The following is a 13036-nucleotide window of genomic DNA, read 5'->3' as shown; positions in this document are numbered from 1 at the left end:
TCAAATTATACCTTGACTATTCTTCGCCAAATTTGTTTTCTACAAGGCTTACTAAAGCAGCCATAGCTTCTTTTTCATCTGCGCCTTCTGTAACGATTTTAATTTCTTCGTCTTTTTTAAGTCCTAAACTCATTATGTTTATTATAGATTTTGCATTTGCAACGCCAGTACCATGTACGATACTAACAGTAGACTTAAATTTGCTTGCAGTTTTTACAAAGATAGAAGCTGGTCTTGCGTGTAACCCTTGTTCATTTAATATTTTAACTGTTTTTTCCATTAATATAGCCTCCTAAAATTTAAATGCTTATTCATCACTTATAACTTTCCTGATATCATAAAAATATAAGGAAGATTCTGATTTTATAAGAATCGATTGTTAAAGTCGTAGTAACTGCACCTATAATGCAAAATTTGTAAATGTTTTCTGTACACCATAAAATGCAGTATGTAAATAGTATAACATATTTATCTGTCATTTATTATAATTTTAATCTGAAATTTTTAAGGATTTTTTAATTCCATCGCTTGATTCTGAAAAATTAGTGCTTTCAAATAGTTACTTCCTATTAAGGTATGTTTAGTTCTTCTTATAATATCATCTTGAATCTCATGGCTGAGTTCTATAAAAATGCACTCTAACCTGCAACCCTTACTACTAGACCCTTATAATCATTTGGCCTTGTCTGAGCGTTCTTAAGAGTGATTGCGGTAAGGATGTTTTTTTAGTCTTAGAAAAGTGTGGACTAGATAATTAATGAATGATTAATAGGGTAAGGGGGATACTATGTTTGCAGAGGAGGGATCCAGGGAAAAAGTGTATTTAGTCATAGAAAACAAGAGATTTTATTATGATGTAACTTATGAATTTACAGAAATATCTGATTTAGGTGAAGTTCCAGATGAGAAAAGCTGCTCGGAATTAGAAAAGATGAATGTAGGGCTAATCTAAAATTGTAGTAAATAAACATGGTTAGTGGTAATCTTTATTTAATGATATTGATATGAAAGTGAGGTATATACTTATGAAAAAAATAAATTTTGCAATGATAGGATTTGGTGGTATAGCGAAAACACATTCATTAGCAGTTTATGATGCTAACTTAAGGTTTTCACTTCCTTATGAGTTAAATTTAAAATACGTTGTAACCAGGGAGCCTATGATTATTCCTATTAGTGGAGTTATAAATGTCACAGATATTGAAGAGGTACTTAAGGATGAGGAGATTGATTTTATTGATATATGTACACCCAACAATGTCCACTTTAACAATGTGGTAAAGGCAGTAAAATACGGCAAAGCTATTTACTGCGAAAAACCGCTAGCTACAAATATTGAAGATGCAATGGAAATGGCAAGACTTGTTAAGGAAAACAATATAAAAAATTCTGTAGCTTTAGTTTATAGATTTATGCCAGCTCTTTCATTATTAAAAGCAGAACTTGATAAAGAAACAATAGGAAAGATTATAGATTTTAAAGTGAAAACTTATCATGATAGTTATTTAAATGAAAAGAAAAAGGATACATGGAGAACTGGGAAAAGTTCTGGTGGCGGTGCACTACTGGATTTAGGCGTCCATTTAATTGATATGATACAATTTACTATGGGAGATATAGAAGGAGTAGATGCAAAATCTAGAATTTTCTTTAAAGACAGATCAGAAGTAGATGAAATTACAAATTGTGAATTTACACTGAAAAATGGTGTGATCGGAAGCCTTGAGGTTTCAAGAGTATTTACTGAAAGAGAACAAACAGATGATTACGTAGTTTACGGAAGTCATGGCAGTATAAAGATTAATTTTAATAATCCTTATGAGATTGAAGTATATAGTTATAAAAGTAATTCAACAGAGATAAAAAATGTAGCAGCAGGGGATAACTTATTAAAATTTTATGCTAATAAAAGAAATTCTTTGGGATATTTCCAAAATTGCCATACAGCGTCGCTTATAAACTTCGCAAATAAGATTTATGATAACTCATATGAAAGCATAGCTGCTGATTTTGATGATGCATTAAAATGTCAGAGAGTAATTGATATGGTGTATGGGAAATAGGTATAAAAATTCTCATATATGGCTTCAAATAAGAAATTTAGATGGAAATCAAATTAAAATTCTTATTAACAAATTAGAATTTGGTGAATATGGGAAGACTATAAATATAATTTAAAAAACTTAATATTTAATGCCATGATACGTTTAAATCCTAGGAAAAAATCTGTTTTTGTGATATATTTAGTAGATATACATAAAACTTACAAGCGACTGAACTTACATGTGATTTGGCTTACTTGCATCCGACCTTACTCGCAATCAGATTTACGAGTAAGATTGTTATGTGGAAGTCTTCTTAATGTAAGAGTCATCTTATACATAAGGTTACTTACGAGTAAGATGACTCTCGAGTAATCTGGATTACGGTAGGGGATATTACAAGTTTGCTAGATTAAAAGGAAGGTGCCAAACATGGAAACTAAGACCAGTTCATCAAATTTTATAAGAAACATTGTTATGGAAGATATAGAAACAGGAAAACATAAAAAAATAATTACTCGTTTTCCGCCGGAGCCAAACGGATATTTGCATATTGGGCATGCAAAATCAATTATTATAAATTTTCAATTAGCAGATGAATTTAACGGTACGACTAACTTACGTTTTGATGATACTAATCCAGCGAAAGAAGACAAAGAGTACGTTAAATCTATAGAAGAAGACGTAAAATGGCTCGGATTTCAGTGGGATAATTTATTTTTTGCATCTAATTATTTTGATGAGATGTATAAGCGTGCCGTGTTATTAATAAAAAAAGGTAAAGCTTATGTTTGTGATTTAACAGCTGAAGAAATGAAAGAGTACAGAGGTACTTTAAGAGAACCTGGCAAAGTTAGCCCATACGTAAACAGAACAATCGAAGAAAATCTAGACTTATTTGATCGTATGAGAAAAGGTGAATTCCCTGATGGAGCAAAGGTTTTAAGAGCTAGAATTGATATGACATCTCCTAATATAAACATGAGAGATCCAGTAATTTATCGTATATCTCATGCAATTCATCATAATACAGGAGATAAATGGTGTATTTATCCTATGTATGATTATGCACATCCAATAGAAGATGCAATTGAGGGAGTTACACATTCAATTTGTACTTTAGAATTTGAAGATCACAGGCCTCTATATGATTGGGTTGTAAATAATTGTGAAATGGAAAATGTTCCAAGGCAGATTGAGTTTGCAAGATTAAATATAACAAATACAGTAATGAGTAAAAGAAACCTTAAGCAATTAGTAGATGAACAGGTAGTAGATTCATGGGATGATCCACGTATGCCAACTATAGCTGGACTTAGACGTAGGGGTTATACACCAGAATCTATACGTAATTTTTGTAGAGAAATCGGAGTTGCAAAAGCTAATAGTAAAGTAGATGGTCAATTGCTTGAGCACTTTATAAGAGAAGATTTAAGCCCTAAAACACCTAGAACAATGGCTGTTTTAAGACCTTTAAAAGTAGTTATAACAAATTACCCAGAATCTCAGGTTGAAATGCTTCAAATTGAGAACAATCAAGATGATCCATCAATGGGAACTCGCCAGGTGTCATTCTCAAGAGAAATATATATAGAAAGAGAAGATTTCATGGAAAATCCAATAAAGAAATACTTCAGATTATTTGTTGGTAATGAAGTAAGACTAAAGGGAGCATATTTTATTAAGTGCAACGAAATGGTTAAGGATGCAGAGGGAAATGTATGCGAACTACATTGTACTTATGATGTGGAGACTAAGAGTGGTAGTGGGTTTACAGGGAGAAAAGTTAAAGGAACAATCCACTGGGTAGATGCAATAAATGCACTTCCAGCAGAATTTAGATTATATGAACCCTTAATTTTAGATGATGAGCAAGAAGAAGGGAAAACTTTCTTAGATCAAATAAATCCAAATTCTATAGAAATTTTACAAGGATTTATAGAACCAAACATGAAAGATTCAAAGCCAAATGATAAATTCCAATTCTTTAGACATGGATATTTTAATGTGGATAATAAATATACAACTGAGGATAAACTAGTGTTTAACAGGATAGTGTCTTTAAAAAGTTCTTTCAAAATTCAAAAATAGTTTTTGTAATGAAAGAGAGCCAGTACAAGAGTATATCTTGTACTGGCTCTCTTTCATTATGGGCGGGATATATTCGTTAGCCCACTAGATATATCATAGTATAATTTTCTCCAGATTGAGTTGCAATAAGAAGTGCAGTAACATTGAAATTCCATTTAGAAATTCTTCTTTTCGAATATAAAATTCTCGTAAGACTGCCAGGACGGCAGTCTAGCGAACCCGAGACAGGAAGTCGAGTGTGAGTGCTAGAGAATTTTATATTCGCAAAAGATTAGAATGCCTTAATGAAATTTCACGTTTCAAGCTCATATTGCAATTCAATCTGGAGAAGTTTTTTATTATAACAATTTAGTATCGATTTCGTCTTTAATTCTTGTAATAAATGAGTCTAGTGCGATTGCACCCTCATCAGCATTTTTACGACTTCTAACAGAAACTTCGTTTAGTTCTGCTTCTTTCTCTCCAACTATTAGTAGGAAAGGAACTCTTTCATTACGAGCTTCACGAATTTTATACCCAATTTTCTCTGCTCTAAAGTCAGCTTCTACTCTAATTCTAGATTCTTTAAGTTTTGCTACTACCTTCTCTGCATAATCATGATATTTCTCGGAAATAGGTAATACTTTAACTTGAAGTGGTGCAAGCCAAGTTGGGAAAGCACCAGCATATTTTTCAATAAGCGTTGCAAGTGTTCTTTCGTAACAACCAAGAGAAGTCCTATGGATAACATATGGACGTTTTTTAACTCCATCTTTATCAATATAAGTCATGTTAAATCTATCTGGTAGTTGAAAATCAATTTGAACTGTAATTATAGTATCTTCTTTACCAAAAACATTTTTGATCTGTAAATCAAGTTTAGGACCGTAGAAAGCAGCTTCACCAATTGCTGTTTTATAGTCTATTTTAAGATCATCTAAAATGACTTTCATCTTTGATTCAGTTAGTGCCCAAGCTTCAGGATTATCAATATATTTTTCTTTATTATTAGGATCCCATTTAGAGAATCTGTAAGTTATATCATCTTCAATTCCAAATGTTTTGAGCATAAAGTGAATTAAATCTACAACACCTTTAAATTCATCTTCTAATTGCTCAGGAGTAACAACTAAATGACCCTCAGATATAGTGAATTGACGTACTCTTGTAAGACCATGCATTTCACCAGAAGATTCATTTCTAAATAATGTTGAGGTCTCTGCATATCTAATTGGAAGATCACGATAACTTTTCTGATCTGCATTGTAAATTGTAAATTGGAATGGACATGTCATAGGGCGTAATGCCATGACGTCCTCACCCTTGGATTCATCACCAAGAACAAACATTCCATCTTTATAATGGTCCCAATGACCAGATACTTTATATAATTCGCTTTTAGCCATTAATGGTGTTTTAGTTAGAACATAACCTCTTTTTTCTTCCTCATCTTCAACAAAACGTTGTAATAGTTGAATTACCCTTGCGCCATTAGGCATAAGTAGAGGTAAACCTTGACCTATCATTTCTGATGTAGTAAAGAGTTTGAGTTCACGTCCAAGTTTGTTATGATCTCTTTTCTTAGCATCTTCCATTTTCTCTATATGAGCATCTAAATCAGATTTCTTTGTAAATGCAGTTCCGTATATACGGCTAAGCATTTTATTTTTTTCATTACCTCTCCAGTAAGCACCTGCAACTTGAGTAAGTTTAAAGGCTTTTATATATTTTGTAGACATTAAATGAGGACCTGCACAAAGATCTGTAAATTCACCATGTCTATAGAAAGATAAGCTTGCATCTACTGGTAGGTCTTCAATTAACTGAACTTTAAAATTCTCATCTAATTTACCCATAAAAGCTATAGCTTCAGCTCTTGGAAGTTCAAACCTTTCTATAGGTAGGTCTTCTTTAATAATTTTTTTCATTTCTGCTTCAATTAATTTAATATCTTCAGCAGAAAAAGAGTTTTGTTTATCAAAATCGTAGTAGAAACCGCCATCTATAGCAGGTCCTATGGCAAGTTTAGTATTTGGGAATAATCTTTTAACTGCTTGAGCCATAATATGAGTTGCAGTATGTCTAAAGGCTTTTTTACCTTCCTCACTATCAAAAGTAAGTATACTAAGTTCGCAGTCCTTAGTGAGGTTATAACGTAAATCTACAGTTTCACCATCTACCATACCAGCGCAAGCAACTCTTGCAAGTCCCTCGCTAATATCCCTAGCAACTTCAATTACAGTAATTTCAGATTCGTAAGATTTTATTGAACCATCTTTTAGTTTAAGATTTATCATGTACATTGCTCCTTTCTTTTATATACTTGTTTGAATTTTTTCTTATAGAAATGAAAAAATAAAAAATGTTATCAACAAGTTTGTAAACTTATATTTTTTGAAAAATAAAAAAACCCCGTCTCAATTCTAACTATAGAATTGGGACGAGATTATAATTTCCCGCGGTTCCACCCAAATTGTTTATATAATAAACCACTTAATAATTATAACGGAATTACCGGGCTTTGTTAAAGCCGCTCAAAGGTAGTCTTCAGCTAATTTCATTTAAGAATACTTCCAGCTAATGTATTCCTTCTCTGTAAATGTACCATGGCTTACTTTCCTCATCGTAGTATTGATTTATTTGCTTACATTAATTATATCACTTGCGGTATATATGTCAAGATAGGTAAAAAGATTAAGATGTAATTAAGTACAGTTTTATTGTACTTATAATGTAATTCGTGAATAAACAATATTAATACATTATTTATCCACTTTCAAATATAATTGAAATTAATTGGATTATGGCTTTTTATTTTTATATTCTTGCTAGCTCAAAATTATAAAATGATAAAAAAATTAAACTTTAATATGAATTATGTGTAAATATTGGTATAATTAATTTACTGTTTTATTAAATACAGGTAATGTATGTTAAAGATTTACAATGTATATCTATATCTGTTATAAACGTTTACATTATAAAGTTAAGGTTATATTATAAAAAACCATTAATAAAAATGTAAATTTCACGATAGTTATAGTAATAACCTTATTAAGGAATTTTAAGATATAAAATATATAACCGATTGTTTCATACATGATAATTGGAGGGGTATAAGTGAACTTAAAAAAAACAGCCAAAATCAAAATAAGTAAATTTATTAAAAGAGCATATATAATTTTTTCAAATATATTAACTAAAAAAGGTAAAGAACGGTTTTGTAAATTCAAAAAAAGGTACAAAAAATTGTATGTTACATGTGGACAAGCAGTAGCAGTAAAACAGAAATTAAGGGTGCAATATGATGAAATTCATGAAAAATTAGCAATAATTGAAAAGAGCCAGGAAAGATACAAATTATCTTTAGATTCTACCAATGATGCTATGTGGGAAATTGATTTAATAACTAAAATGTTTTCTTCATCTAATAGATTTAATGACATTACTGGATATGACAAAGAGGTAGCAAATTCTATTGAAAATATAATTAAGCTTGTCTTAGAGGAAGATAGGGAAATTGTAATAAATGATTTTATTGATCTCATTAATGGCAGAATCTTATATTATCAATGTAGATTAAAACTTAATTTTAATGGCATAGACAATAGATGGTTTTTGATTAGAAGTATGTGCCTTAGAGATACAAGAGGTGTTGCAATTAAAATTGTGGGTTCAATTTTAGGAATAGCTATTCAAAGAAATTTTGAAGAAGAAATTAATAAATTAAAATATTATGATATATTAACAGATACACCTAATAGAAAATTATTTATTAGTACATTAGAAAATGAGATTATTAAATCGAAGGGTACGTACAAGCAAATTAAACATGCTATATTATTTATTGATTTAGATAATTTTAAAGAAGTTAATGATACTTTAGGGCATACCTATGGGGATGAATTGTTAATAAATGTTGCAAATTTGATAAAAGCTACTATGGCAGAGGGAGATCTTGTTTCAAGAGTAGGTGGAGATGAATTTTTTATTTTAATGAAAAATATTAAAGATTATTCCAAAATAAGCAGATTATGTATAAAGCTTCAAAGCTTGCTAAATTGTGCGATAAGAATAGATGATAAACATGTATATACTTCGGCAAGTATTGGTATTGCGATCTTCCCGAATGATGGATATGACACTAATGTATTATTGAAAAATGCAGATACCGCGATGTATAGTGCTAAAAATAATGGTAAAGCAAGGTATTCTTTTTTTAATGAAAGTATGAGTTCTATAATTGTAAGACGTGCTGAAATAGAAAAGGGATTAAGGAATGCTCTAGAAAATAATGAGTTTGAAATGTATTATCAACCACAAATAGATATTATAAATAATAAATTAAAAGGGTTTGAAGCACTTTTAAGGTGGAATAGCGCAAAGCTCGGAAAAGTATCACCTGCGGAGTTTATACCTATTGCAGAGCAAAGTGGACTAATAGTTTCTATTGGTGAGTGGATTATAAAAATGGTGTGCCTCCAAAATAGTTTATGGAAAAGTAAAGGATATTTATATGATACTATTGCAATAAATCTATCTGGAATTCAATTACAGAATGATGATTTCGAAGAAACTTTAAAACACATTATAAATGAAACTAAGATTAACCCAAAGTTTGTGGAACTTGAAATTACAGAAAGTATCTTCATGAAGGATTTTGAGCGTAGCATTAAATTACTAACTGCAATAAGAGAATTGGGCATAACTATTGCTTTAGATGATTTTGGGACGGGATATTCATCGCTTAGTTATTTGAAACGGCTACCTATAAACACGCTGAAGATAGACAAGTCCTTTATAGATAATATCGATACAAATGAGCGAGAAAAAGTTATTGTAGATGGGATAATATTACTTGCACAAAAAATCGGACTTGACGTAATTGCAGAAGGTGCAGAAACAAAGAATCAAATTGAACTATTAAAAGGAATGGGATGTAATCAAATACAGGGTTATTATTTTAGTAGGCCTCTATCGGCATGTGAAATTGAAGAAAAGTTTTTAAATACTAACTGTATTAATTGTTAGAAAAAGATGACATGGGACGGTTAATAATTAAATAGCAATTAAGGATTAATGAAAAAGAGAATGTGTATGGACGGTTAACAAATAATTAAATAATAATTAGAAAATAATTAAAGATTCGCGAATTGCGACGAAAAATTTTGGATGTGGACAAGAATTGTTTTCTCTTTATCTTGATAAAGGTCTCTAGGAAAACTTGTAGAATAAGATTATTTAAGGTACTATCATGATTCATTCTTATCATCAATAAGTTAAATGTTATATTTTCAAGAGGCTTGTCCAATAATTTTAAATTAATAAAACCAGATATTATTTTCTGAATTTTTTGTTTGCTATATTATAATGATAAATGAATCATAGTTAGGCATAACATTTAATAAAATCACCAATAATATTTTCGAATTTTTCGTTTGTTCCAATTAAGTTAATACCAATAGTGCTTAACATTGATATTCTAGCCTGTGTAATATTCCCAAGTGTGCTGGATATATCGCTGGATTTAAAATTACAGAGGCTCCTCATTAGAACAACTGTTAATGCTTTCGCTTGCACAAGAGTTCTACTGTACTTCATGCAGAGATGAATCTTTGAAACGTTCATTTTTGACGCTATGAATTCTAATACATCATCGGATTTAAAGTTTCTTACAAGTAGTATCCTTTCGTTTTTATACTCTGATTTTTCATCTTCAAATTCTATTTCTTGTTTCAATTTTTCTTCGTTACACATAAAAATAAGATCATAGTAATTTTTTCTTGCAATTTTAATGCTTTCTCCAAAAAGACTTATTATGAACCCATAATCAACCAATTTAAAATAATCGCGCCTTTTTCCTATAAATATTGCTAAGCTAGAAAAAGCATATTGTTCGGGACAATTTTTATAGTCAAGTATATCAGTAGGATTATTATGTATATATAGGGATAAAGTTTTTAAATATCTATCATTAGCAACTATTATGCTTTTGAATCTATCTCTAAAAAGATGACCGCCCCTTTCATGTTTTTTATTAAAATACATTGCATAGGAAAAGTTTATACCATGCATTACTTTTGATATATCTGATCCGTTAGCATCAATGATTAAGTGTAAATGATTATCCATTAGGCAATATCCGTAAAGCTTAAAATTATAAAGAGTTTTATATTTTTTTATAAGAGACAGATATTTTTTCTTATCCTCAGTATCCTTGAATAAATTTACCTCAGTTATACTTTTGCACATAACATGATATATTGACTCATCGCTTTTTAATCTAAATGTTCTCGACATAAAGAATCACCCTTTCTAATAAGATTTTGTTTGAATTATTGCCTATAGGTCGAGATGATATTCATATTTTAAATCAAATAGTCAAATTGTTTGTTAACCGTCCCCAACTAAAACTAACAACTAAAACTAACAACTAAAACTGATGATTTGTAAAAATTTTACTATAATATATTTTTAGATATTTTAAATTTGGAATATATACTGTATAATATAATCAAATGGTAATTATTTGGAAAGGTGTGATTTAGGATGACTTATATAAAAAGATACGAAGAATGGGTAAATAATAAGTACTTTGATGAAGAGACACGAGAAGAATTAAAGTCCATAAAAAATGATAACAAGGAGATTGAAGATAGATTTTACATGGATTTAGAGTTTGGAACTGCAGGATTAAGAGGGAAGTTAGGTGCTGGACTTAATCGAATGAATATATATATTATTTCAAGAGCAACGCAAGGGCTTGCGGATTATATTAAGGAATATGGAAAAGAGTATATGGATAGAGGAGTAGCAATAGCTTACGACTGCAGGCATTATTCTGTTAAATTCGCAGCTACAGCAGCACAAGTATTAGCGGCAAATGGAATAAAAGCATATTTATTTGAAGAATTAAGACCTACGCCAGAACTATCTTATGCAGTAAGAACGTTACATACAGCTGCTGGAATTGTTGTGACTGCTAGTCATAACCCTAAAGAATATAATGGATACAAGGTATATTGGGAAGATGGTGCACAAATTTTATCATCTACTGCAAAGGGAATAACAGAAAAAATTAAGAGTATTACAGACTTTAGCACTATAAAAGTTATGGATATTGAGGAAGCAAAGAAAAAAGGATTAATAGTAATCCTTGGAAAAGCTATGGATGATGAGTACATGGAGAAAGTAAAGGGGCTAGCTATAAGAGACAATATAGATAAAGATATAAAAATTGTATACACGCCTCTAAATGGGACTGGAAACGTTCCTGTAAGAAGGGTTCTTAATGAGAGAGGATTTACTAACATAATAGTAGTACCAGAGCAAGAAAAACCAGATCCAGATTTTACAACTGTTGGGTATCCTAACCCAGAGGATGTAAAAGCCTTCAAATATGCAAGGGCGCTTGGAAAAAAAGAAGGGGCAGAATTGTTAATAGCTACTGACCCTGATTGTGATAGACTTGCTATAATGGTTAGAGATTCGCTTGGCGAATATGTTGCCTTTAATGGTAATCAAACAGGGGCTATACTCATAAAGTATGTTATAGAGGGAATGAAAGAAAAAGGCACACTTCCCAAAAATGCTGCTATAGTTAAATCCTTAGTAACAGGGGATCTAGGCAGGGCAATAGCTACCAAATATGGTGTAGAAACTTTTGAAGTACTTACCGGTTTCAAAAATATTTGCGGCAAAGTCAATGATTTTAAAAAGGACAATAGCTTTGAATTTATATTTGGATATGAGGAAAGTATCGGTTATGTCGCTGGAACTTTTGTTCGTGATAAAGATGCAGTTATAGCATCAATGCTTTTATGTGAAGCTGCGGCTTATTATAAATCAAAAGGCAAAACTTTATTAGATATATTAAATGAGATTTATGTTGAGTTTGGATATTATAGAGAAAATCTAATATCTTTAGTTTTAGAAGGTATAGAAGGACAAGAAAGAATTTCTAGAATGATGGTAGAGTACAGAAAAGATTATTTATTAACAATAGGTAGTTCAAAGCTTACAAAATTTATAGATTATGAAGCTGAGAAATCTTATGACATTTTGAATGGGACAGAAGAACCTAGTGGAATAGAAAAATCTAATGTACTTAAATTCTATTTTGATGATGATAGCTGGTATGCAGTAAGACCTTCAGGTACAGAACCAAAAATTAAAATATATATGTACTCTAAAGGAAAAACTCTAAAAGCTGCAGAAGAGAAACTAGTAGAAATGGAAAAGGTTATAATAGCGAAACTTCAAAGTACAAAATAGAAACAAAAATAAATATAGATAAAATAATTTAATAGAAGGATTCATGTAATGCTTAATATATTCTAACGCACTACATGAATCCTTTTATATGTATAAATTTATATAGAATGTATCGCGAGTAGAGCTTATCCAACGTAGTACAGCACAAAAACAAGTAAAGGATTACAAAAATGAAACTAGAAGTCAATTAAATGTTTTGGATTAGTAGATACTATCTCTATAGCTTTTGTAATTGCAGTAGTAACATCGATTGTTTCCTGTTTGTTAATTTCAGATAAGGCACTTGTGTATAGTTCGCCCTTTTCGGAAACGGTATATTTTGCAGCCAAAGAGTTTAGTGCTAAGGCCTTAATATCTAATTTGCACTTTTCACATTTGCAAATATCAGTATATTTTTCTAATATTTTTTCTAATAGATTGTTTACTTCAACTTCAGAAAAATTTTTTAAATGATACATCGTATACCTCCTTTTAGTCCTTTTGTAAAAAATATAATACAGCAATTATAGCATGCATAATAATAGTTTACATGAAAATTTATGTATTCATCTTAGCCACTTAATACATTGTATGCAATAATCATATATAAATGAATTTTAATGTAATTATTCTATCGAGGGGTGTTTAAAATGTCGTGAACAAAAACTGCT

General features: G+C 30.4%; 10 protein-coding genes and 1 other annotated feature. Of the genes, 5 read left to right on the top strand and 5 right to left on the bottom strand.

The genetic code is table 11. The features are described from left to right. Nucleotides 1–16: 16 nt before the first annotated feature. Together KPL44_RS01980 and KPL44_RS25155 are read right to left on the bottom strand one after the other, a co-directional pair. A complete protein-coding gene (locus KPL44_RS01980; protein ID WP_216103662.1) occupies nucleotides 17–280 on the bottom strand; it encodes an HPr family phosphocarrier protein in 264 nt (87 codons plus the stop codon). Nucleotides 281–638: 358 nt separating this feature from the next. Next, nucleotides 639–707 carry a glycine radical domain-containing protein gene (locus KPL44_RS25155; RefSeq protein ID WP_367302934.1) on the bottom strand — a complete coding sequence of 23 codons (69 nt, stop codon included), beginning with the start codon at nucleotides 705–707 and terminating at the stop codon, nucleotides 639–641. 80 nt (nucleotides 708–787) lie between these two features. On the opposite strand from KPL44_RS25155, the gene KPL44_RS01970 reads away from it, so the two are divergent. From KPL44_RS01970 to KPL44_RS01960, 3 genes are all read left to right on the top strand, one after another. After that, a complete protein-coding gene (locus KPL44_RS01970) occupies nucleotides 788–952 on the top strand; it encodes a hypothetical protein (RefSeq protein WP_216246909.1) in 165 nt (54 codons plus the stop codon). A 73-nt stretch (nucleotides 953–1025) separates the two neighbouring features. After that, nucleotides 1026–2063 carry a Gfo/Idh/MocA family protein gene (locus KPL44_RS01965; RefSeq protein WP_216246908.1) on the top strand — a complete coding sequence of 346 codons (1038 nt, stop codon included), beginning with the start codon at nucleotides 1026–1028 and terminating at the stop codon, nucleotides 2061–2063. A gap of 411 nt (nucleotides 2064–2474) precedes the next feature. Then, the gene (locus tag KPL44_RS01960; protein ID WP_216246906.1) at nucleotides 2475–4133 is read left to right on the top strand and encodes a glutamine--tRNA ligase/YqeY domain fusion protein; all 1659 of its coding nucleotides are present in this window, start codon (nucleotides 2475–2477) and stop codon (nucleotides 4131–4133) included. Nucleotides 4134–4471: 338 nt separating this feature from the next. Here the strand turns inward: KPL44_RS01960 and thrS are convergent, their stop codons facing one another. Then, a complete protein-coding gene (gene thrS, locus KPL44_RS01955; protein ID WP_216246904.1) occupies nucleotides 4472–6409 on the bottom strand; it encodes a threonine--tRNA ligase in 1938 nt (645 codons plus the stop codon). 136 nt (nucleotides 6410–6545) lie between these two features. Next, nucleotides 6546–6748 (bottom strand) — a binding site (T-box leader). 484 nt (nucleotides 6749–7232) lie between these two features. Here thrS and KPL44_RS01950 point away from each other — a divergent pair. Then, a complete protein-coding gene (locus tag KPL44_RS01950; RefSeq protein WP_216246902.1) occupies nucleotides 7233–9143 on the top strand; it encodes a putative bifunctional diguanylate cyclase/phosphodiesterase in 1911 nt (636 codons plus the stop codon). Nucleotides 9144–9500: 357 nt separating this feature from the next. Here the strand turns inward: KPL44_RS01950 and KPL44_RS01945 are convergent, their stop codons facing one another. Continuing rightward, on the bottom strand, nucleotides 9501–10412 hold the full coding sequence (locus KPL44_RS01945; protein WP_216246900.1) for a transposase: 912 nt from the start codon (nucleotides 10410–10412) through the stop codon (nucleotides 9501–9503). Nucleotides 10413–10661: 249 nt separating this feature from the next. On the opposite strand from KPL44_RS01945, the gene KPL44_RS01940 reads away from it, so the two are divergent. Then, on the top strand, nucleotides 10662–12386 hold the full coding sequence (locus KPL44_RS01940) for a phospho-sugar mutase (RefSeq protein ID WP_216246898.1): 1725 nt from the start codon (nucleotides 10662–10664) through the stop codon (nucleotides 12384–12386). Nucleotides 12387–12562: 176 nt separating this feature from the next. Here the strand turns inward: KPL44_RS01940 and KPL44_RS01935 are convergent, their stop codons facing one another. Further along, on the bottom strand, nucleotides 12563–12844 hold the full coding sequence (locus KPL44_RS01935) for a late competence development ComFB family protein (RefSeq protein WP_216246895.1): 282 nt from the start codon (nucleotides 12842–12844) through the stop codon (nucleotides 12563–12565). Nucleotides 12845–13036 lie beyond the last annotated feature (192 nt).

The sequence above is a fragment of the Clostridium sp. DSM 17811 genome (assembly GCF_018861905.1).
Lineage (GTDB): Bacteria > Bacillota > Clostridia > Clostridiales > Clostridiaceae > Clostridium_AD > Clostridium_AD frigoriphilum.
Note: the sequence above shows the minus strand (reverse complement) of the source record. Positions and strands in the feature narration are given on the sequence as shown.

Coding starts and splice junctions, on each gene's coding strand:
- thrS (WP_216246904.1), bottom strand. CDS start 6,409: ATGATAAATCTTAAACTAAAAGATGGTTCAATAAAATCTTACGAATCT.
- KPL44_RS01960 (WP_216246906.1), top strand. CDS start 2,475: ATGGAAACTAAGACCAGTTCATCAAATTTTATAAGAAACATTGTTATG.
- KPL44_RS01980 (WP_216103662.1), bottom strand. CDS start 280: ATGGAAAAAACAGTTAAAATATTAAATGAACAAGGGTTACACGCAAGA.
- KPL44_RS01940 (WP_216246898.1), top strand. CDS start 10,662: ATGACTTATATAAAAAGATACGAAGAATGGGTAAATAATAAGTACTTT.
- KPL44_RS01970 (WP_216246909.1), top strand. CDS start 788: ATGTTTGCAGAGGAGGGATCCAGGGAAAAAGTGTATTTAGTCATAGAA.
- KPL44_RS01935 (WP_216246895.1), bottom strand. CDS start 12,844: ATGTATCATTTAAAAAATTTTTCTGAAGTTGAAGTAAACAATCTATTA.
- KPL44_RS01945 (WP_216246900.1), bottom strand. CDS start 10,412: ATGTCGAGAACATTTAGATTAAAAAGCGATGAGTCAATATATCATGTT.
- KPL44_RS01965 (WP_216246908.1), top strand. CDS start 1,026: ATGAAAAAAATAAATTTTGCAATGATAGGATTTGGTGGTATAGCGAAA.